General features: G+C 37.4%; 19 protein-coding genes and 1 tRNA gene. 1 reads left to right on the top strand and 19 read right to left on the bottom strand.

The genetic code is table 11. The features are described from left to right. Positions 1–102: 102 nt before the first annotated feature. From GXZ93_05375 to GXZ93_05430, 12 genes are all read right to left on the bottom strand, one after another. Entirely contained in the window at positions 103–1,053 is a 951-nt protein-coding gene (locus GXZ93_05375) for a uroporphyrinogen decarboxylase (URO-D) (protein HHT79210.1), read from the bottom strand. A gap of 460 nt (positions 1,054–1,513) precedes the next feature. Further along, positions 1,514–1,592, bottom strand: a tRNA-Pro gene (locus GXZ93_05380). Then, entirely contained in the window at positions 1,583–2,722 is a 1,140-nt protein-coding gene (gene dusB / locus GXZ93_05385; protein ID HHT79211.1) for a tRNA dihydrouridine synthase DusB, read from the bottom strand. The genes GXZ93_05380 and dusB overlap by 10 nt, the downstream gene beginning before the upstream one ends. 38 nt (positions 2,723–2,760) lie before the next feature. Further along, positions 2,761–3,549 carry a type III pantothenate kinase gene (locus tag GXZ93_05390; GenBank protein ID HHT79212.1) on the bottom strand — a complete coding sequence of 263 codons (789 nt, stop codon included), beginning with the start codon at positions 3,547–3,549 and terminating at the stop codon, positions 2,761–2,763. A 236-nt stretch (positions 3,550–3,785) separates the two neighbouring features. Next, positions 3,786–4,721, bottom strand: coding sequence for a 2-amino-4-hydroxy-6-hydroxymethyldihydropteridine diphosphokinase (gene folK, locus GXZ93_05395; protein HHT79213.1), 936 nt, complete (start codon positions 4,719–4,721; stop codon positions 3,786–3,788). 3 nt (positions 4,722–4,724) lie between these two features. Beyond that, positions 4,725–5,930, bottom strand: coding sequence for a dihydropteroate synthase (folP, locus tag GXZ93_05400; protein ID HHT79214.1), 1,206 nt, complete (start codon positions 5,928–5,930; stop codon positions 4,725–4,727). Next, positions 5,920–6,486 (bottom strand): GTP cyclohydrolase I FolE, encoded by a 567-nt coding sequence (folE, locus tag GXZ93_05405; GenBank protein ID HHT79215.1) that lies wholly within the window; start codon positions 6,484–6,486, stop codon positions 5,920–5,922. Before folE ends, folP begins: the two co-directional genes overlap by 11 nt. A 14-nt stretch (positions 6,487–6,500) precedes the next feature. Then, positions 6,501–8,402, bottom strand: a complete 1,902-nt coding sequence (locus GXZ93_05410; protein HHT79216.1) for an ATP-dependent zinc metalloprotease FtsH — start codon at positions 8,400–8,402, stop codon at positions 6,501–6,503. 153 nt (positions 8,403–8,555) lie between these two features. After that, positions 8,556–9,116: a hypoxanthine phosphoribosyltransferase gene (gene hpt / locus GXZ93_05415; GenBank protein HHT79217.1), complete on the bottom strand. Its 561-nt coding sequence runs from the start codon at positions 9,114–9,116 to the stop codon at positions 8,556–8,558. A gap of 97 nt (positions 9,117–9,213) precedes the next feature. Beyond that, positions 9,214–10,686 carry a tRNA lysidine(34) synthetase TilS gene (gene tilS, locus GXZ93_05420; GenBank protein ID HHT79218.1) on the bottom strand — a complete coding sequence of 491 codons (1,473 nt, stop codon included), beginning with the start codon at positions 10,684–10,686 and terminating at the stop codon, positions 9,214–9,216. An 88-nt stretch (positions 10,687–10,774) separates the two neighbouring features. Further along, positions 10,775–11,566, bottom strand: a complete 792-nt coding sequence (locus tag GXZ93_05425) for a TIGR00282 family metallophosphoesterase (protein HHT79219.1) — start codon at positions 11,564–11,566, stop codon at positions 10,775–10,777. 68 nt (positions 11,567–11,634) lie between these two features. Then, positions 11,635–12,081 carry a hypothetical protein gene (locus GXZ93_05430; protein ID HHT79220.1) on the bottom strand — a complete coding sequence of 149 codons (447 nt, stop codon included), beginning with the start codon at positions 12,079–12,081 and terminating at the stop codon, positions 11,635–11,637. A 543-nt stretch (positions 12,082–12,624) separates the two neighbouring features. On the opposite strand from GXZ93_05430, the gene GXZ93_05435 reads away from it, so the two are divergent. Continuing rightward, entirely contained in the window at positions 12,625–13,764 is a 1,140-nt protein-coding gene (locus tag GXZ93_05435; protein ID HHT79221.1) for a GGDEF domain-containing protein, read from the top strand. 276 nt (positions 13,765–14,040) lie between these two features. On the opposite strand, the gene GXZ93_05440 is transcribed toward GXZ93_05435, so the two are convergent. The 7 genes from GXZ93_05440 to GXZ93_05470 all read right to left on the bottom strand — a co-directional run. Next, positions 14,041–15,186 carry a glycosyltransferase family 4 protein gene (locus tag GXZ93_05440; protein HHT79222.1) on the bottom strand — a complete coding sequence of 382 codons (1,146 nt, stop codon included), beginning with the start codon at positions 15,184–15,186 and terminating at the stop codon, positions 14,041–14,043. Between the two features lie 303 nt (positions 15,187–15,489). Continuing rightward, a complete protein-coding gene (locus GXZ93_05445) occupies positions 15,490–16,776 on the bottom strand; it encodes a hypothetical protein (GenBank protein HHT79223.1) in 1,287 nt (428 codons plus the stop codon). 505 nt (positions 16,777–17,281) lie between these two features. After that, positions 17,282–18,250 (bottom strand): zinc-binding dehydrogenase, encoded by a 969-nt coding sequence (locus tag GXZ93_05450; protein HHT79224.1) that lies wholly within the window; start codon positions 18,248–18,250, stop codon positions 17,282–17,284. 858 nt (positions 18,251–19,108) lie between these two features. Next, a complete protein-coding gene (locus GXZ93_05455) occupies positions 19,109–20,560 on the bottom strand; it encodes a hypothetical protein (GenBank protein ID HHT79225.1) in 1,452 nt (483 codons plus the stop codon). Next, positions 20,557–21,561, bottom strand: coding sequence for a hypothetical protein (locus GXZ93_05460; protein HHT79226.1), 1,005 nt, complete (start codon positions 21,559–21,561; stop codon positions 20,557–20,559). The genes GXZ93_05455 and GXZ93_05460 overlap by 4 nt, the downstream gene beginning before the upstream one ends. Positions 21,562–21,662: 101 nt before the next feature. Further along, entirely contained in the window at positions 21,663–22,772 is a 1,110-nt protein-coding gene (locus GXZ93_05465) for a restriction endonuclease subunit S (GenBank protein HHT79227.1), read from the bottom strand. Further along, positions 22,765–23,180: SAM-dependent DNA methyltransferase (locus GXZ93_05470; protein ID HHT79228.1), on the bottom strand; the 416-nt coding region annotated here is incomplete at its 5' end. The genes GXZ93_05465 and GXZ93_05470, both read right to left, overlap by 8 nt.

Genomic DNA, 23,180 nt, shown 5'->3' on the forward strand with positions numbered 1-23,180 from the left:
AAAGGCTCCCCTGTATGGGAAGCCTCTTTAATATATAATTTCTGGCAAAAGTTTTTAAAATAATATTATATAAACATATCACAATAATATGCTTGTACAGTACTATTCTATTTTGTAGTTTTTACCTGTTTCCATGAACGCTTTGATATTTTCGAGAGGTGTCTCCCGCGGAAGGTCACACCCTGTGCTGAGAACAAAATTTACATACGGATCCATCATTTTCATCAAGGATTTGACTTCTTTTCTTACATCTTCCGGCTTTCCTATGAGCATAGCGCCGGTCGGATTAATATTGCCTATTATTAAAACATCTTTTGTAAGCATCTTGGCTATTTCCACCATGTCGATTCCTACTTCTTTTGAATCAAGGCTGATTCCGTCAACTCCTGAATCTACCATTTCGTTTATAAGATGGTTGGTATTTCCGCATATATGATATATCGTACTTACTCCGGCGAATTTGCAGCTGTCTACTATGTGTTTGACATATCTGGTTGAGAATTCTTTGAATTGCTTGGGGCCAAGCATAACAGCAGTAGGTTCAAGAATGCATATTGCTTCTGCGCCTGCCGATATAAGCATATTTACATATTTATGTATCTTATCCACAGAAAGCTCACATAATCTGGCAAGCTTTTCAGGTTCCATAACCGAACACATGGCCGCTTCATCAGCACCCATAATCAAAGCAGCAAGCGAATAAGGACCTATTACATAAGCACCCTTGAAAATATCTTCATTTATTCCAAGTTTCATAAGTTTGACTGTATTTACATATCCGTTTATCCTGCTGTCAAAACCTATATTTATCTCCCTGATTCTGTCGATATCCTCAGAAACAAATTTATCTTTTGGAACTGTTGCAGACTCTTCTCTTGGAAAAATAGTATATCTTCCGAGTGCATTTGCTTCTACTGAAAGGTCCATAAGCGGGAAAATGAGATCCGGCTCGAACATCTCGGCAAGTTTTTTTATTACTTTGTAATGTTCGCCATAATTCTGCTGAGCTATTTTTATATTGCTGCCGGTTATATCCACACCCGGAAAACCCAGCAGAGGAGCGACGACTCTTCTTTTGTGCTTGTACTTTTCCTGCACTATTTCCATAAGATTTTTCCTTTTCATTTTCACCTCCTTCAGAAAGGTTTTTAAGTTATTATAATTTACATATTTATATATTGAATTTCAAGATATTCCTTTTATTTTGCCAAATAACCTGCTTTTGTCTTAGGTTTCTGAGATAACTGGCTATCTTCCACCAGTCCGATGTCTTTTCAAATCCCCGGTTTAAACATGTCACCGGCATGTTTAAACACTTCCTGGCATATTATTCTTTAAATTCTTAAGTTATGGTCGGGATGGAGGGATTTGGTCTTTCGTCTCACCTTCGGTTCGCTGCAGAGCCGCAGACTCCCTCGCCCTGCTCAGTCCGTCTTTTCAAATCCCCGGTATAAACATGTCACCGACATGTTTAAACACTTCCTGGCATATTATTCTTTAAATTCTTAAGTTATGGTCGGGATGGAGGGATTTGAACCCCCGACCTCAGCGTCCCGAACGCTGCGCGCTAAACCAAGCTGCGCTACATCCCGATTAAGCCAGTCATTACTTTTTCTGCTTCCGAAAAAGTATTTATTTTAAAGAAGTCTTTTTTTATATCCGTTATATTTCTTATTCCTTTAAAAGCCCAGCCAAGAATCTTACGAAACTCCTTAACCGCCTTTTCCTCTCCTATAAAAAGAATTAAAGATTTCAGATATAAAATAAGTATCTTTACTTTTATATCGTTATTTAAAAAATAATCAATATCTTTTTCAAACTTTTTTAGAAAATCAGCAGCATTCTCATCAGACATCTTCTTGTCTGAAAGAATAATCCCCATAAGAATTATTGCAAAAATCCATGGATTTCCTCTTGCTGCTCTTCCTATCATTATCCCTTCACAATTTATATTCCGCAATAATCTTAAGGCTTTAAAAGGATTATGTATGTCTCCGCTTATTATAACAGGTATTTTTATTTTCTTTTTTAAATTGCTTATATGCGAATAATCAGCATGACCGCTGTATCCCTGTCTTACGGTTCTGGCATGAACCGCTATTGCATCAGCCCCTTCACTCTCTGCGATCATAGCTGTTCTTTCAATATTAACTGAATCAAAATCCCATCCCAGCCTCAGTTTTACTGTCAGGGGTTTTTTTATAGACTTTCTTGCCCTTCTTACAATCTGCTTCATCAATTCTTCATCTTTTAAAAGAGCTCCCCCGCTGCCTGTCTTTATTACTTTTGGAACAGGACAACCCATGTTTATATCAATTATTTCTGCCCTGTCTTCAACCATTGAAGCAGCATCTGCGACGATTTCAGGCTTTGCACCAAATAACTGGAGAGTAAAAGGTCTTTCAAATTCAGTGGCATGAGTCATTTCGATTGATTTGCTGTGTTTGTAAAACAGTCCATAGCTTGTAACCATTTCAGAATAAAGAAGAGAGCTGCCAAAAAATCTTGCAAAAATCCTGTAAGTGTTATCACTGATGCCTGCCATAGGTGCAGAAATCACAGGATTATTTATTTTTACATTCCCGATAAAAAAAGAGCTGTACTCAGTCTGTGAAAGATCAGGGTAATTTTTACAGTCATATTCTTTTCTTAGATTTTCAAATAACGGAAAAACTGTTTTTTCAAGCCGGGATAATATATCTGCAATATCTTTAAAAACCATAATCTGAAATACTGAAATATAAATAATGATTGTAGAAACTATTTTTTATTTCTTTTGAACAAAATCCTTATTCCTTTAAGAGTAAGATTCATGTCAAAAACATTGATATAGCGGCTTTTATTTTCAAGGAGAACAGATAGTCCGCCATTACCTATAATAACCGGATCAAACTTTTTTCCTGAAGCATTCATTTCTTCAATAATCTTTTCAAGGATATAATCCACCTGCCCGAGAAAACCGTAAAGAATTCCGGCTCTGAGAGCATGAGAGGTGTTTTTTCCTATTATGGTTTCAGGCCAGTTTAAATCAACTTTTGAAAGTTTAGCCGCTACATTAAACAATGCCTCGGACGAAATTTCAATTCCCGGAGCTATTACTCCGCCCACATATTCGCCGGCGCAAGATATTATATCAAATGTAGTTGCGGTACCGAAGTCAGCCACTATGGCCGGCTTACCGTATAAATCGATTGCTGCCACTGAATTGGCTATCCTGTCAGCACCTATCTCCTCCGGAAAATCATATAATGTTTTAAGTCCCGTATTTATGGTGCTGTCTATAATCAGCGGTTCAACCCTGAAATACTTTCTGCTCATATTCCCAATCTCATTCATGACCCTGGGAACAACACTGGAAATAGCTATATCTTTTATCTCATTTTTCTCAAATCCGGAATTTTTAAGGAAATTTATTATGATTGTTCCCATTTCATCAGACGTTTCATACTTGTAGCGGGAAGTTCCAATTCTCCATGAAGCAATTATTTCGTCTTCCCTGAATAACCCTATGACTGTATGGGTATTGCCAATATCTATTGCAAGAAACATTATTACTCCTGAATTAATCGATATTAAAATTAATTAGTATTTTCAAAAAACCAGCAAAGCAAATTATTACAATTGCTAACATATTATAATAAATAGAGCTTAAATAAAAAAGACATTAAAATGCTTCCACAAGATAGGAAATCTTTTTGCTTCTGCAATGGAATAAATAAAATTCCGGCGACAGTATCGATGGTATAAAAATTTTAAAGAAATTCAGCCAGTTGCAAATAATAGTTTTATATAATCAGTATATTTTCTCTGATTCTGGTGACACTTTCCTGAAAATTACATTTATTTATATACTCTTTTATTGATATTCCATTGATTTTGTATGCGGGTGCTATTTCTGACATAGGAATAAGAACAAAATTTCTTTCCTTCATCCCGGGATGAGGCAGTTTGAGAATATCGCTTTCTATAACTATGTTTTCAATATCAATCAAATCAATGTCTATTATCCTCGGGCTGTTCCCAGATGTATTGCTTTGTCTGCCCATTTCATATTCAATCTCTTTGAGATAACCCAGAAGAACAAACGGGCTTGTTTCCGTTTTGACTTCAGCTTGCAGGACAAGATTATAAAATGCCGGCTGTTCTTTAAAATACATAGGCTCAGTTTCATATATTGATGAAGATTTTGAAATCTTCAGAATATTTTTACCGGATAAGAGAGAAACCGCTCGTCTCAGGTTGTCAAGCCTGTTACCGATATTTGTTCCGAGGGAAAGAAAACATGTTCTGGATCTGTTTTCGGCAATATCTGCCATATTGCTTTCACTGTCTTTTTCGTCACTTGATTTAAGGAAATCTCTTCTCTTTAATTTATAGCTGACACCGACACTTCCAAGTTTTTCCTTTATGGGTGGCTTTGGTTTTTCAATGGTTATTTTTACTTCTTCAATAAGATCCGACATCATTATCAGTTCCGATGCGCAGGCAAATGCAAGTGTTTCCAGAAGATCGAATCTTTTTTCGCTGTTTATTTTTTTTAATAATCTTATTGCTTCCGAATAATTTACTGTATTTTTGATACTGTCTTCTTTTAATGCATAACTTTCTTTTAACTTGATTTTTAGGTTATAAATAAAATACTGGCCTTTTTTCTTTTCAGATTCATTGACTCCATGAAAACCGAAAAGAACAAGATTTTTCACCAATATCTTAAACATCATTCTTTATATCCTCATTGCATTTATTACTTTGACAGCTCTGAGCGTTTCCTTAACATCATGGACTCTCAGAATATCAACTCCTTTTACAGCGCAGTAAGATGCCACTGCAAGACTTCCTTCAAGCCTCTCCTCAGGTAAAAGATTCAGTACTTTTCCTATAAAAGATTTTCTGGATGCTCCTATCAATATCGGCATATTAAGACTTTTGAACTCTTCAATATTTTTAAGAATCGTATAATTATCCTCAACAGTTTTTCCAAAACCTATTCCGGGGTCTATTATTATCCTGTCCTTTTCTATGCCTGACTTGATTGCAGAATTTGCCTGGGTGTAAAGAAAAGAATATATTTCTTCAGTTACATCTTTGTAAACGGGGTTAATCTGCATATCTTTGGGAGTTCCCTTCATGTGCATAATAACAATATATGCTTTGGTCGAAGATACCGTTTTTATCATTTCACTATCAAGCACAAGACCGCTTATGTCATTGATTATATCAGCTCCCGCATCAATTGCTTTTTCTGCCACCCTGCTTCTGTATGTATCTATTGAAATGACTACATCGCTTTGCCGTTTTATTTCTTTAATAACAGGTATGGTTCTTTTTATTTCTTCTTCAGTATCTGCTTCTTCCGAACCGGGTCTTGTTGACATACCGCCTAAATCTATAATTGACGCGCCTTCTGCAATCATCTGAAGTGCTCTTTCGACAGCTTTGCCGGCATTTAAATATTTTCCGCCATCATAAAACGAATCAGGAGTTGTATTCAAAATACCCATTATCAAAGGTTTTTCGCCTGCCGAAAATATCTTTCCAGCTATTTTTAAACTATTTTTTTTTGCAGAATCATTTATGTGGTCAAGAAAATTTTTCAACTCTTCCGAAAGAAGTTTTAAGCCAAAAGGCTGGCTTTTCATCTTTTCCGCAAGACTTCTTATGCTTTTTTCAGTGCCGAAAATTATTATGTCTGATTTTTCACTACCCAGATAAATAGAGTCTCTGGACAGAACAGCCTCCCCGTTTCTTGAAAGCATCTCCTGTTTTATTATATTGGCAGCCTTGTTGTCTACTTCTTTTATCTTTAAAACAAGATTGAAAAGCTTTTCAGACATTATTCTGATGCCGTGGGGAGCAGCCTTTATTCTGGCAAATTCTTTTTCCGCTTCGGCTTTATCATTTAAGAACAGTTGTCTTATCTTATATTCCATCTTTAATAAGAGCAATTGCTTCAGCACGGGAAGCAGCATTTCTTCTGAACAATCCTCTGACAGCAGAAGTAACCGTAAGTGTTTTTGGTTTTTTTACGCCTCTCATGCTTATACAGAGATGTTCAGCCTCAACAATTACCATCACAGCTCTTGCTTCCAGTTTTTTCATTAAAGTATCTGCAACAACAGTCGTAAGTCTTTCCTGAACCTGAGGCCTTTTGGCAACAATATCAAACATCCTGGTAATCTTTGACAAACCTGCGATTTTACCACTGGTATTTGGTATATATGCTACGTGAGCTTTCCCGATAAACGGAATAAGGTGATGTTCGCAGACTGAATAAAAAGGAATATCTTTAATTATGATTATTTCATCATGATTCTCGTCAAACATGGTTTTAAGCACAGAGGAAGGCTCCTGGTCAATGCCGGAAAAGATTTCTTCATACATCTCTGCTACTCTTCTGGGAGTATCTTTGAGACCTTCTCTTTCGAGATCTTCGCCGATACCTTTTAGAATATTTTTTACGCCTTCTTCTATCAGCTTCTTATCCAACTGAACCTGACTTTTTAATTATTTTTTTCAGAAATATTTTCTTTAAAATCATCGGTTCCTGTGCTTTTGGAAACGCTTGCTTTTCTTGTTCTCTTTTTTATCTCAGTTTTTTTACCGGTTTCTTCATCATTATATTCCTTCGTTCTGAAACCTTCATTTTTATTTACTTTTATTTTACCAAGTATCCCGATGACTTCTTCCTTGTCAAGCGTCTCCTTTTCTATCAGCTTTAATGAAAGTTCGTTTAAAACATCATTGTTTTCCACAAGAATATCTTTTGCAGCATTATAGCAGCTGTCAATAATGGAATGAACTTCATCGTCTATCATGGAAGTTACTTTCTCGCTGTAATGAGGTTTTGAGATCAGCTGATTACCCAGAAATACTTCATCCTGTTCGCCTTTAAAAGCAAGAGGACCAAGCTTGTCGCTCATGCCATATTCCGTAACCATCTGCCTTGCAAATTTTGTTGCTCTGTCAATATCATTCTGTGCTCCGTTTGTTATATCATTAAAGATGATCTGTTCCGCTACTCTGCCGCCAAGGAGCATTTTTATATTATCAAATATCTCGGATTTTGATCTCAGGAACCTGTCTTCCTCAGGAAGAGTTATTGTATACCCGAGCGCTCTTCCTCTTGAAATAATTGATATTTTATAAACAGGATCTGTGTTTGGAAGAATATATGCAAGAAGAGCATGTCCTGCTTCATGAAAAGCAATTATTCTCTTCTCTTTTTCTGATATAACTCTGGTCTTCTTTTCCGGACCGGCAATTACCCGTTCAATAGCCTGCTCTATCTCAAACATGCTTATTTTCTTTTTGTTATGTCTTGCAGCAAGAAGCGCTGATTCATTGAACAGGTTGGCAATATCAGCACCGGTAAAACCAGGCGTCTGCCTTGCTATGGTTTTGAGCATAACATCTTTATCCAGTGGTTTGCCCCGTGCATGTACTTCCAGTATTTTTTCCCGGCCTATTATATCCGGCCTGTCTACAACTATCTGTCTGTCAAATCTTCCCGGTCTTAAAAGAGCCGGATCAAGAATATCAGGTCTGTTTGTGGCAGCTATAAGTATTACCGTGCTGTCTGCATCGAATCCATCCATTTCCACAAGAAGCTGGTTTAATGTCTGTTCTCTTTCATCATGCCCGCCGCCAAGACCAGCTCCCCTGTGCCTTCCGACTGCATCTATTTCATCCATAAATATAATTGAAGGCTGCGTTGCTTTTGCCTGGGCAAAAAGATCTCTTACTCTTGAGGCGCCGACACCTACAAACATTTCTACAAACTCGGAACCGCTTATGCTGTAGAACGGAACACCCGCTTCTCCTGCTACAGCTCTGGCAAGCAATGTCTTCCCTGTTCCGGGAGGACCGTAAAGCAGAACTCCCTTGGGAATTTTGGCACCCATCGCTTTGAATTTGCCCGGATTTTCAAGGAATTCCTCAATTTCTCTTAATTCTTCGATTGCTTCATCTACTCCGGCCACATCTTTAAATGTAACTTTGTTCTTGCTTTTACCTGATACCCTGGCTTTGCTCTTGCCAAACTGCATAACCCTTGAGCCGCCTCCCTGCATCTGGTTAAAAAGGAAGAATATCAGGCCGAACATTATAATAAACGGTAATGCGCTTACAAGTATCTGTATCCAGATGGACTGCTGCTGATTATCTACTTTAAAAGGTATGTCATTCTTAATTAAAAGATTCGAAATATCATAATCGTCAAGAAAAATCATTTTGAATTTGGTGCCATCCTTGAAAACTCCCTCGGCTATTTTATCTTCTCCCTTTATTGTTATAGGTTCAGCAGTGTTTATCTCTTCGTTCTCTATTTTTGTGATGAATTCATTAAGCGTAATATCCTTTACCTGTGGAGCTAAAAATAACGGGTTTCTGAATATGAAAAACATCACCACAACAAGAAGGATTAAAAGCGCTATATTTTTAAAATTTCTTTTCAAATCAAATCAACTCCTATTAAATTAATTCTTTCCCCTGCTTTTTTATCCTGTATTCCCGAAAAATCAATAGATAAAAAATAAAACTCAATCTTATATCATTTATTATCCATTTTCAATATAGCCTATATAAGGCAGATTTCTATAATTTTCTGCATAATCAAGGCCATAACCAACAACAAATTCATCAGGAATATCAAATCCTTTATATTTTATTATATTTTTGATTTTTCCCTTAACATCTTTATCCAGGAGGGTACATACTTCCAGGCTTCCCGGATTTCTTGCCTGGATATTTCTTATCAGATAATGAAGTGTTCTTCCGGAATCGACTATATCCTCAACAATCAAAATATCTTTCCCCTGAATATTATAGTCCAGATCCTTGGTAATCCTCACCACTCCCGAGCTTGCCATTGAATTCCCATAGCTTGAAACCGCCATGAAGTCAAATACAATTGGAATGCTTATTTTTCTGCACAGATCTGCAATAAAAATAAAGGAACCTTTTAAAACAGAGATAAGAACAGGAATTCTCCCATCATAATCAATGGAAATCTGTTCTCCAAGCACGCTAATCCTGTCCTGCAGTTCTTTTTCGGAAATCAAAACTTTTATATTGTCGAGCCTGCTTATTTTTTCGTACTCTTGTTTTTCCTCTCCCATATTTTCTCCAAAAAGAAATTAATATTTATATAAATTATTAAATCAGATATTTGGCTACTTTTAAATCTATATTATGAAAAATTAACAGTTTTATTTTCTATTTTCCAATACAGGCTTTGACATGCAGTATTTTGTCAGAAGTTTCTTTTATTCTCACAACATCACTTGTCCTGAAGGAAAATACCCATAATATTCTTTCACTGTCAGAAATAAGGGGAACAAATCTTCGACATTCTTTAGGTAATTTTATATCTATGAAAAAATCATGCAGCTTCTTTCGGTATTTTTCTCCAAAAGGTTTGAAATAATCACCTTCCCGCCAGCTTCTCAGCTTTAGCGGAAAAGCTATCTCTGAAAGATCAAACATAGCTTCATTTTCAGGAAGAGATTTAAGTCTTCCGATATCTGTGTTCCGGGAGGAAGCCAGTCTGAACTCAAAGCTGATATTATATTTCTCCAGATTTTTCTTCAGTATATTTTTATTTGAATCAAGTTTCTCAAGATCCTTATCATCAAAAATAACTATTTCTTTTTCCTTTATTTCTTTTCCAAGAAAATTTTTATATAACCCCTCTGATAACGAAGCAGATAGTCTGTCCGGTCCGATTTTTGCTGTGTCAAAGAAATATATAAATCCTCCTGAAACTGAAATTTTTAAATTTTTACTTATGTCCAGAGCCGATGGCTTTGCATTTGTTATTATTCTCAATATATCCTTTATCTTTCTCTCTCCGATATCTCTTTTGTCTCCTTTAAGCAAATCTATCGCTGACAGAATAATTCTCTTTTTTATTATTTCATCAAGAGCCAAAAAAGATCCGATATCAAGCTTCAGAATGCCTGTAGTTTTTATCTCTTTAAAACTATTATTTTCAGAGAGCATGTCAATAAAAGTATTTTGGGTTATTTTTTCAATGAATTCATCAGCTTCTCCTGCGGCTTCGGCTATCTTAAGAATTTTCTTTTTAATATCTTTTCTGAAATTTTCCTGAATAAATGGAATCAGCGAGATTCTTATTTTGTTTCTCAGATAATCTTCTTTCAGATTTGTGTAATCAGTACAGTAATTTATATCATTTTCATCAAGATAGGAAAGAATGTCTTTTTTATATATATATACAAGAGGTCTTATTATTTTTCCTGAATATGGTCTGATGGTGCTTATGCCTTTAAGATTGGATCCCCTCAGCATATTTATGATAAAAGTCTCAGCAAGATCATCTGCATTATGTGCAAGCGCTATTTTGTCTATATTGTTTTCCAATGCATATTTATCAAGAAAATCTTTTCTGAGCAGCCTTGCCCCTTCCTGAAAATTCATTTTTCTTTCCCTGCACCATCCGGCTGAATCTATTTTCTCTGTAAAAAGCGGGATTGAGAGATCACTGCAGAAATCCCTGACAAATTCTGCATCTCTTGTCGAATCACCTTCTCTTGTCAGGTGATCAAGATGGAATGCAAAAAGCCTGATTTTATATTTTTCTGCAAGCCCGGACAGGAAAAGCGTAAGAAAAACAGAGTCAGGTCCTCCTGAAACAGATATGAGCACTCTGTCATTTGCGGAAATCATATTAAACTTATCGACAGTATCTGAAGCTATTTTTAAAATATCCATAGGAAGTTAAAAAATAATATTATTTAAAGAAAGCATCAAGAAATCAGTCATGAATTTTTTTACTGATTCTTTTTATGGAGACAGCTTTTCCGCTACTTTCATTTATGTCTATTACAGCACCATTTATCCAGTTGTCCGAACTGGCAATATCAAATCTGTTGGGAAGCATATTTATGAAACGATCTACTATTATCTCTTTTTTTACCCCGATGACAGAATTCCTTGGCCCGCACATACCCACATCTGTCATGTACGCCGTTCCTTTCGGAAGAACTCTTTCATCTGCAGTCTGGACATGCGTATGTGTTCCCAGAACTGCACTTACTTTTCCATCAAGATACCATCCCATGGCTATTTTTTCACTGGTAGCTTCTGCATGAAAATCAAGTATAATTATCGGGGTTCTTCTTGAAAGAAATTCAATTATTTTATCGGATGCCCTGAAAGGGCAGTCAAAGTTATCAATAAAGACTCTGCCACAAAGGTTGAATACAGCAATTTCATAACCTTTGGTTTTTCTGTTTGAAAAAATAATGCTGCCATTGCCCGGAGTCTGTGGCGGATAATTGGCCGGCTTAAGAAGCCTTGGTTCTTTTTCCAGATACTCATATATGTCTTTCTTTTTATATATATGATTTCCGGTTGTAATAACATCTACTCCGAGCCTTAAAATATGGTCGCTAACATCCGGAGTAATTCCCAGTCCTCCTGCTGCATTTTCCGCATTTACTATAACTGCATCTACATTATTTTCGGAAACCAGAGAATCCAGACCGGCTTCCAGACATTTTCTTCCCGGATTGCCTATGACATCACCAAGAAACAAAATTATCAATTTTCCCTCAATTCTAGTTTTATAATATTTTATTTGTATTATCTAATATACAATGTCAGAAGTAATATTCAATGCCAGAAGTTTATTCCCCAGCTTCCGTCTTCTCCTTTAAGTAAAGAAACGATTAAATCCTTATATACTTTTTCTTCACCATCATATAAGTCAGTCAGGTCTATACCCACATTTGCAATATTATTTTTAATCTCCACCCAGTTTGTTTCAACTTCAATTATTCTGGTAACGTTTTTAAATTCTTCCTTGAAATCAGAAAGATCGTGCTTCCTTTTATCTTTTAATGATAAAAGTCCATACGCTTTTTCATAGTCTTCGGATTTCAGATGATTAAAAAATTCTTCCACAATAGCGACGGCAACATTCATTTCATCTTCGCTTGTCAGCTTGTTTTTTACGAGGGTTTTTATATCGGCTCTGCCGCTGCAGCCGTTTAAAATAATGATTGCTGCAAAAAAAATTATTGCAAAAATTAATAAAGTGTTTATTTGTGTCTTCTTCATTGTATTTAATCTACATTTACAGATATATGCCATATTTTATTTAATTATTTCAAATATAACTAAATCTTTTACAAAAAAGCAACTTTGGAAAAATTTTAAGCAACACACAAGCTTCACGGTTCCGACAGATTTTATAGATGAGAATCCTTTACGCTGAAACAGTAGCCGTCTTCCTATAGAAGTATCTGTAACTTTGAATTATCTTTTGACGGAAATGAGTATATAATATATTAGTATGAAAAATGTCCTGAAATGGCCATATGTTAATGTGTATCAGCCCAAGTAGCTGATTGCAGCAGATCGGCGGTTCAAGTCCGCCAGACAGCTCCAACATAGCACATAGCCGGTGATGTGTTGAGCTTGTACATTTTACAATTTCATACCGGTACAAACATACATTCACTCAAGCCGGCTTGGTGGCCTTGTCTTTATTTGCAGAAGACTTAAAAATTCCCACAGCCATAGAGAATAAGCTGATGGCCACTGAAAATTGACACCTTTTTTAATCCAAGCAGTCTTAATAATGAGGAGATGATAATAGCAATGCAAAATAACTTAAAAAGAATAGAGGATAATAAAGAAAGCACCGCTTCACAAACAACAATCGGTTTGTTTAAAAGAACGTTTCAACAAATTTATAATAAGGAACTTCCACTGGATCACCTTGTTTTTTTGTATACTGCCGGTGCCGGTATTTTTATGTCCATATTTGGACTCGGTTATAATATTTTAGAGGGCTTAGGCATATTTACGCTGCCGGTACTCATATCGTACCTCGTGTTAACCATTTCAAGCGTTTTATATAGCATAGTCAAAAAGCGTTGGTACGGAGCTGCTGTGATTGTCATAGGTACCTCCGTGTTTTTTCTGATTCCTTTTCTGTGGTTCACAATTGGCGGAGCAACCGGCCCCACCGCTTCCCTGATGCTCACGGGTGGTCTGTGCATAGCTATCGTTTTTAAAGGAGCAGTGCGTACCAGTATGCTAGCCATGGAAGCAATAATGCTGATTGCCTTTATCGCGCTGGAATACCATTTCCCGGATATTTTCATACCGTACCCCACCCGTACATCACATTATTCAGATTTGGCGTTCGGTCTGACCATGAGTCTCGTGGTCAATTCTATCTTAGCTTATACGGTTGTGGGGCAATATGCGAGAGTGCGTGATGAAAAGACGCGCTTGGTGCGTCGCCTGGAGTGCCTATCGCTGACTGATGCACTAACCGGCTTAAATAACCGCCGCTTTCTATCAGCGAGCATTGACGAGGAAATGCGCCGGGCATACGATACAGGCTCACGATTGACGCTTTGCATTCTGGACATTGATCATTTCAAAGAAATAAACGATACTTACGGACACGAGTATGGTGACGATGTGCTATTCAATATTGCGCAAATCATGAAAGCCAGTCTGACAGAAGGAGAGATTTTCGGTCGATATGGCGGAGAAGAGTTTGTGGTGTTGTTTCCAGGCAAAAACCCGACGGAAGTACTGCCTACAGTGCGAGCTCTTAGCGACCATGTAAGAACACATTCATGGAGTCATGGTAAACCGGTCACACTTTCCGGTGGACTCAGCAGTTATGTCAGAGGAACTTCTTACTCTGACTTTATAGAAGCTGCAGACAAAAACCTCTATCACGCCAAACGAGAGGGACGGGACAGGATAATCTATCGTTAGCTATCTTAGTGAAACATATCACTATTTTTCCGGGAAAGTTGCATACATCCGTTGTCGGATAATTGGTTTTGTCACACTTAAAATAGCCGCTATGCAACGGGATTGTATAGCAAAATGTCATGCTATGGCATAGTATTTGTTGCAATATGTCCCGATTTATTTGGGATTTATAAGACATATCTGTGAGTAACCCGGAGCCGTTGCTTTACTAATGATGTGAGAATAGTGAACAGCATGCAAGACTATCTGCGTCAAAATCTCGGTATTCTATAATTATCAATCCAATGTATGGATCGGCGAAAAGCGAGATACTTTCCTATAATAGTTGATTAGTCGAGGCGTTATGTGTTCCCATGTGAACCTTGAGGACGTCTTGAGGCCTTCAGTTATGATCGATTCTCTCAGATCATCATCCTTTATTAGCTTAACTATTTTTTTGGCAATATCTTCAGGATCGTTCATGGCAATCATAAGACAGTTTTTGTTATCCTCTGCGTATTCTATCACGCCATTATTTTTTGTCGTAATCACTGCACATCCACACGCCATTGCCTCGAGGACAGGCAGCGAGAAAGACTCATAAAGCGAAGCACAGACAAAAAAATCAGATTCTCTAAGCTTTTCTCCAATTATTTCCTGTTTGGGATTAATAAAAACTTTGCCTCCGGGATCTAGCGGCTCGTCGGGAGAGATCCAGTTTAGATCTAGACAATATCCATTTTTTTCCAATATCGATAAAGCTTTTTTTATATCGTTTATACCCTTGAATTCGTTTCGGTCACTTCCAATTATGGCAATGGTGTAATTCCTGTTACTACTATTTTTAGCCCCGGAATCGTCACTAAAAAATACTTTATGGTCAATTGCATTGTTAATAATAGTAGAATGTCTGCCAAACACCTTCTTGATCTGCCTGCTAGCACCTTTCGAAACTGTGAATATAAACGGAACGAGTTGGAACTGCTTGTATATATAGTCCTTTTCCCTCTGTGAAACCCCGTTCCAGTCAAATAGGTGGTAGTCTCCCTGCTCAAAGTATACCACCGGAGCAAGTTCTCTTGAGATGCACTCATATATTTCCCGCCAGTAAGTGGCAACAATAACATCACACGAAGGAATTCCAAGCGCAAGTTCATTCTCAAAGGGAACTTTAATATATTCCGCCTCACTGCTTATTGGAAACCATTTTGGAAATTCAAAATGCGATACCATAGATACCTTTTGTCCTGCTTTGACAAGGTGGTTCACATGTTCGAAAATTATCTTACTCCCACCGCACACGTCGACATGAGTCATGACATAGACGATATGAAGTCGATCCGGATTAGATTTGGTGATTATAAGCTTTTGCTTTTTTGCGTTTTTTAGACGAAGTTCTCTTATTGAGAATTCCTTTTTTCTGAAAGTTTCAATATCTGTCATCACTTACTCTTTCTTGCAGAAACTCTGTGCATAATTGACTTTTTCAGTTTTTCTTTCTCACGGGTTTATTCTATTCTAATTATGCTTTTGGATCAATTCTACAGAGTCAGGTCAACTCAGTATATGTCAGCAACCTTTGTTTCTTTTTAAACTTTGCTTAAAAAAAACAACTGAGGCATTGATTAAAGTTAAAGCTTTTTTGAACCTTAGCTCCTTGGAATACATATAAGCCACTGCGCCGTTCATGTCTTTTTTGTCTCAATGAATACACTTATGTCGGTTTGGCTCAGCATAGCATCACATTTATTGTTGTCTGGGATGCCTGACCGAAAGAAATTCACAAATGTTTGCCCATATTTGCTGTGCTTCAAGATACTGCTGATAATGTTTTTTTACGTTTCTGTTGTAGCGTTCCAGCTCTTTTGAGACATTCATGAAGTCCTCGCGCCCAAAATATGCACAGAACCTGGGAAGCGTTGTGAAAAAACGTTTGCGCATCTCATCAATTTTTTCATCGTAGCACGCTTGTTGTGTAATATATAGTAGAAGTGGTTTGTACCGGATCCACCCAATACAGGCACGATAAAAACGCATAATGATCGGTTCTGAATCCGCTTGAATATGTTTCAGTTTTATTGGAAGTACACCGTCCAGCAGATGACGATATGTAGAAAAACCGTCGTGAAACGTATAGCATGGCACACGCAATACTTTTCGCTCGCTTAAACAAGTGCTTAAGAAAGTATCTTCACCTCGTGCGCCAGGTGGATTGTAAAAGGGGCTGACTCGGTTAGGTTTCGTTAGATTAATACACAGGTTGGCACCGGAAATAAACTTCATATGATTTACTTCCCTTACTTCCTCCGCCTCATCGCTTACCAATATTTTTGTGTCCGCGTACGTCACTCCTCCATTGCGCATAACTGCTTGAATCGTATCCCAATTGACTATATCGTTGCTGATCGCCTCGATAAATAAACGAAAATCCTGCTCCTTTAGAATATCGTTAAACTCAATATATGGAATGGGAGAGACATATCCGCAATGATGTCCGTTTGTAATATCGGCCTGTTTGATATTGCGCAGATGGGTTTCCAATACATGTTGGCCGCCCCAAACCGCTGAGGAACGGATGTTGGTTACCGCCACCGGATATTCGTCATCATCAAGAAAGAGCAGATAATCCATATTGTTTTTTAGGGCCGTGTACAGGATAATGTTGCGCTTGCCCGCATAACCACTGCCAAAAATCAACTGGCCCTGCGCCTCATTGATTACCTTTTCCTCTACCAAATAGTCGATTTCTTTTTGAATGACTGTCTTACCAATAAAGTAGGTGTCGTCTATCAAATCCAACAGCGGCTTGCTGATATTTGTATAGTTCGTAGCTTCTGTATTGGAATATTTCAGATCATATGCCGTCAAAAGATTTAAGTGAATATTCTTTCTTTTTGTCAACCCGCTTTCATTCCAATTATAAATATTGGTTTTTAATACTCGTTGAAAGCTTCTGCGCCCCGTCACAAATCCAATTCCTACTTCAATTTCTTTACTCTGTCGCAATCCTTTCTCCTTTACCAAAATAAACATTTTCTATGTAAATTTAGAATATAAAATATCTTTTCTTGTTTATTAATTTGCTGACACAGCAGGTATGGTTAAATCTAGCACCCCCCACTTCAGCTATAATGCTGCATAAAGCCTTTTATAGCTTCCTTAAATTTCACCAGTTATTGTTCAGGTACTGACTGTTGTGGATACTTTGGTGTCTTACAGGACCTCGGTGATATCTTCCAGTCGGCATACCGACTTCCTAAGCTCAAGCCCTATGGCTCCTTTATTTAATTATACAATCTTATTGAACACGATTATGTGACTTATTTTTTTAGCAGATTTTGTGTGGTAACTTTATCTTACCAAGTGGCTGTGTTCGTGTCTGTTACTTTTCTGAAAGCTGTTCAACTTTACAGAACTATTGTACCTTATCTGTTGCCAGGACACAAATGAGTAGTGTCCAGGCTAATCTCCTTGCAAAAATGATCAAATCAAAGCCCTCCCGGGATTGCTCCGGGAGGGCTTTGCAAACAGATTGATGCTATCTGACAGCAACTAAACGTCCTTTAACTTCACCACGATGAAGGCGCTCCAAGCCTTCCGGAATTTCTTCAAAAGATATTTGATGTAGCTGCGGTTTGAGTTTACCGGTAGCAAAATAAGCATATACGTCCTTGATGTCTTCGGCAGTGCCGCCCACGCTGCCGGCAACCTGGGCCGCCTTAAGAATCAAGGATTTGGTGTTGATAGTAGATTCCAATTTGCCCATGCCAACCACAACTACCTTGCCGCCAGGAGCCACTGCTTCCAGCGCATCAGCTGTGGTTTGACCGAACCCGGCATAATCAACTATAACCTCGCACTGAGCTGGCGCCATATCCATAACGTTATCGTAAACGTGTTGAATGCCCATATCCTCAGCTAGCTTGCGTGCTTCCGGGCTGACATCACAAGCATATACCTCGCAGCCGTCGATAAGAGCCATGCCGGCGGCAAACTGACCCAACCCTCCGATACCGATAATGCCGATCTTCATACCTGGCTTGGCACCACCAACTTTATACAAGGCGTGATAAGAAGTCATGCCGGCATCAGTAGCAGCAGCACCTTCCAGAAAACTGACCTCATCAGGCAATGGAACCAGACAATCATCAGGAACCAGTAGTTTGTCGGCATACCCTCCGTCAATCTGATAACCGATGGCCCAGGAGCGTCCAGTTTCGGAACTGAGCCGGGCCGATATAGGAGCGACTCCAACACGATCTCCTACCTTAAACCCTTGAACTCCCTCTCCAATTTCGGTTATGATGCCGGCGTTCTCATGCCCCATATACATGGGATGGGCGGTGATAATCCCTATCCAACCAGGATCTTCCAGAGCCGCCACATCGGAGTGACATAGCCCAGCTGCCTTGACCTCAATGACTACAAAACCGGGCTTGGCCACCGGATCCGGTTTCTCCACCAGCTTAAGGGGAATATGTGTGTCTGTAAATTCCCAACCTTTCATGCTAAAACTCCTCTCTTTTTTTATTTTTTTCTTAGAGCGCTACTTTGAGTAGCGCATTCTAGCTAAAAATGTCTCGGTTACAAACCGATTTACTTAATTTATTTCTCTGACATATTCGATAGTTCCTGCCGGAACTAGTGCTGCACCAAAAACAATCAACCCGGTTGAAAAGTCTTGCACCAGGTCAATGACCTGTTAGCCGTCCGGAGCAGATTTAAATTCATGGCAGTCAGCTCTTTCTTCTGATTATGCACCGGGGTTTAAAGTCGGGATTGCGTCGGAAATTACATCCTGAAACAACATTTTTGCAACCATTATGTCAGCAACAATAAGTCGAAATAAAAGTTTGTCAATGATAGCCCCGGCATACTTATCATGAACTGATATGTTGATTGCTCCTCTTGCTAAAGCCCAACCAATCCACTGTATATACTCTCCTTTGTAAATAATTCTACTCCGTCATTTAACTCAATTGTTGTAAAATTTTTTGGTTTTATATATCCCGCTCCTGGTTGCTTTGTTGTTTTAATCCTCCGTGTAGCTGAATACATTTAAACCCTTCTATTTAACATTATAGTTAATATTATAATATATTTTTACTTTTTTTAATGTTGCTGAATAAAAATAATAGGACTATTTTTCATAAGTTCCCCTGCACCTTGCTTTATCATTTCAAAGACGGCAGTGAGGTTTCGCTACCCATTCCAGAAAGAAAATAGGCTTCTAAAACAAAAGAAAGCAGTTATTTATTAATAAATACGAGAGATTGTATCAATAGCTGCGTTTTAAGTTGGCTAAGGACTGAGTGGTTGATATAAAAATGCTATGTTAGCAAACTCAGAAGAATCGCGGATTACACTAATACATTTCAACCAACCGATTGTTAATTTCTATTTTATTTACTTCGTCAAAGTCATACTCAAATATTGATGCTATGATTATTTGGTTATCTGAAAAATCACGTTTAAGAATATTAATCATGAGTTGAACATTTTCTTTATCAATTTCCTTTCCTCTTGGAGAGTCAAGAATGATAGGTAATTTGATTTCCAGAACTTTTTCGATCATAAGAATATATGCAAGACGAAAGGCAAAAACCGTCTTATGCAAAACAGCGCCGGTTAATTCTTTTAGATTTGACGTGAACAGGTACGACGGTGGCATAGTTTCATCATTGCCTATGTCAAGCTCAATAGCATATTTTATGACGGCTTCATGCATTTCTGATACGATGCTGTTATTTACTCTTGTGCGGTCAGAAATAGATTTACGTATATTAGACAGCTTGTTCTCTAGTTGATTAATTTCTCTCTTAACTGTGACGGGATTTATTGAAATGTTAGATATTTTTCTGTCAAAAGTCTCAGTAAATGACTCGGACTCCAAAAAAGCCAGCTGTTGTGCTTCTTTCTCATGCTGTAATTCTATTTTTTTTATATTATCAAGTACATCTGAAAGTCTAGCTGAAACTAGTTTATGTTTGGCTATCAGATAATCAATGTTGTCATCATATCCAACTATATTTTCTGAAGTAACCAGAATCATTTTACCATCGGGTGTTTTAATCAGTAACTTCATTTCTGAAATAAACTTTTTGAATTGACTATTGTCACTTATAGCACGATCAAGTCTGCAAAGTTCTTTCTTAATTAGTTTTTTTTCCATTGTTAGTTGTTCAAGTTCAATTACTAATTTCTCGCTGTATGGATCAATTGTAATATAATCACTTTCTTTCTCAATCTTTTCCTGATATTTAGCAACACTAGATATCTGACGATATTTTTCCAACTCCCGCGACAATCTGACTTCCGTATTTAATAGATCCGTACAATCTCTTCCTGACAGTCCTCTGATTAGTGTTTCTATATTAAATCGGATGCTTCCTATGACAACTCCCCGGTTAAGAAGTGTCCAGCCCTTCTCTTGATCTAGATAAAAAGCTCCAAGTAAATTGTCTAAAATATCTTTATTATCGGTGCCAAAAATAAGAGCATGTAACTGATGTTGTTGTTCAGGCAGCACGAAAGTATTTCTATTTCCATTTATCGTAGCAACAATATAATCGGCGGCTGTTCTCAGAAGAATGATTGTGCCACTTGTTTCAGTGTCAATTACAGATTCAACCTCACAACGTTCGAACTTCATTTTCCTTGTATTAGGAATATTGTATCCAAGAGAATATAGAACAAGTCTTAGTAGAGTTGTTTTGCCCGTACTGTTTTTCAGACTGTGAACCAAATTAACTTTTGGCGAAAAATTAATTTTACGATAAAACATACCTTCCTTGATGTGGATAGATCTAATAATCATAGAAGTACCCCTCTTTTAATGCGATCGATATCATAGCGTCTGCGAATAACATTGTAGACAATAACCTTAGTCAGTCCCTCCAATACTTCATCATCTAAGTCATCAATTTTGAATTCAGAGGAATAATTTTTCCACATTTCTTCTGTAAAATTTAAGCATTTATCTTTCTCTGTAGATAGGCTTTTATAGTCATTATAGTCGTAAAGAATCTTTGTAAAGAACTCTACACGTTCACAACAGGAATCGATTATTTCTCGGTAACGGCGCACTATTTCATCATAATGTACAGAATCAAACCTATCTCTAAAATCATTTTCCATTCGATCTACATCTGTAACGATAACAATAATTGGCCATATCAAGCCCTTTTTTGAAATCTTAAAACTCAGATTCTTTTTAGAGCCATTTTTGAATATGTCGGCACACCAAATTTTATGAAGTTTCTTGCCAAGACCAGGAACATCAAGATTGATTTCTCCTATAAAATTGTTGATTTCCTGCAAAACAACCTTATAACGTTCAGCTTCATCATCAGTTTCGAAAGGTATAATCCGAATTTGGAATTTTTCGGGATTCAACGGCTGTTCAATTGCTGAAAGACAATCTGTAATTATCTTTTTTGATGATTCAGGAAGCGTTGAAAAATCCCGTCGTGCAGAACCATAAAAAATACTGCGCGAAGCGTCTTCATTGAGAGGATTGGGCGAGTTTGTTATTAATATTAGCTTATCAACTTGTGTTTTTCGACTGCCCTCCGATAATGATTCTAACGCTTTTTTTAAATTATTACGTACATTTCTGAAGTCAGAACTGCTATTCACTACTGCTTTTGCTTGAGCAAGAATGTGCTTTCCAGAGACCAATTCAATATCAATATCTTCATATTCACTTTCAAGACGGAGTAATTCTAATTCACGTACATTATCTAACATAAGAACGATAGCAGCATTTACTTGAAAGTCGAAACCAAACAATGTTGCATCTGCCCTGCGGCTTGTCATATCGCTAACACTCCTTCCAATACCCGGACGGATTACTTTTCCATATCAACATTTATTATCGTTCTCACAGTAAAATAAATTGTTGAACTCTGTTTTCCCAGCTATCCTGCAAAATCTCCGTCTCTTATTCCAGCCGAACCGCTAATATACATATATTCAAGTACTTTATTTATGTTGGCAGCCTCTATTTTCTGCATATACTGACTCATGTATTGCCAATGGGGATGTCCGCTCTCATTAACTGGTAATATCAGCCGTTCCTTTTGAATTCTCCTATCATTAATTTCACGATTAAAGGAGTACTTTTCCTCCAAACGTTTCACGATTGTCGCCATGAATAAATATATATATTTGTCAGCGTTCTCCAGCGTTAAGCTCGTCACATGATCACTCGCTACATATTCATACTGGTGATAAAAAGTTGACCCGACACTGCCACTATTAGCAATTGTCAGATTATTTTGAAATATTCTTACGCTTTCCTTATTATCAATAAATCCATCTACTCCATTATTAAGGGAAGTAGAAGAAACGTAAGGAATATCGCCTTCAAGATGGTCTGCTTTTTTTAGACGCTTTCCACGCTTAATTTCTTTAAAAATCTCGTTAAATTTAAAAGTGCGCCACTCTATATCTTCAAGCCCGTGTAGATCAAATTTTTCCTGAAAAATCTGCTGTTTGTAGTAGTCAATAATCTTTTGTGTAATAATCTTCTGCTCCTGCTTGATATAGTCCTCCATGAATTGCCAGTTGGGGTCGTTTCTTTCATCGATAGGTAAGAGTATCCTCTGATATGGTAAATCAGTACTTGAAAGTTGATTTCCATATGAGAATAGTTTTGTATTATTTTTCATACTCCTAATTAGAAATATGCTGACATTTTTAGTTAATTCAAAGTTCCGGGGGATCAATGCGTGGACTTTCATGTCCAAAGATGCTTCATAAGGATGATAAAAAGCACTCCCCATAAAAGACACGCTTATAAAATTGCTGAAAACTCTAAAGTTCTTATGTCTCGATTCAACATAACCATCGATCCCATTATTAGTATCCCGCACTGTAATTCTAGGAGTGATTGAATCGATTAAGTCCTTTTTAGGAATATAAGCACCTGTAGGTGTTTGTAAACCGTTGGTGCCAATGAAAGTTTCAAACAAGTCTTTTATTCTAAACTCGCCCCATCCCCAATCATTAAGTGATAATCTATTCATGATATTCCTCCGACTCTTCGGCAACCTTCAAATAAGCATCCTGCTTTGCACTATTGACCTTATCTTGACTGCCGTCAGCAAGAGTTTCTTTGGAATCAAAGCCAAAGAGATAACCTCGTCCGTGAGTAATCATATTCGCTTCAAAGGTAATATAGTCAGCAATAGTTTTTTGAAAGTCTTGGTCAGTTGGAATCTCATCGTTAAAATAATAAAATGAATGCAGCCATTCATCATCTTCTTCGATAGTCGTCTTGACACAGAACTTTGTTTCCGGTTCAATGCGGTCAAACCAAACATCTAGCAAATGTTGTTTTTTATCTTTTGCCGAAACAGTCTCAACCAGACCGATGTGCTTGGCGACAATATAGCCGTCATCTTCAAAATTAATAAAATTGCAGATTTTTTCCA

The sequence above is a fragment of the Actinomycetota bacterium genome, from assembly GCA_012837825.1.
Classification (GTDB): domain Bacteria; phylum Actinomycetota; class Humimicrobiia; order Humimicrobiales; family Humimicrobiaceae; genus Humimicrobium.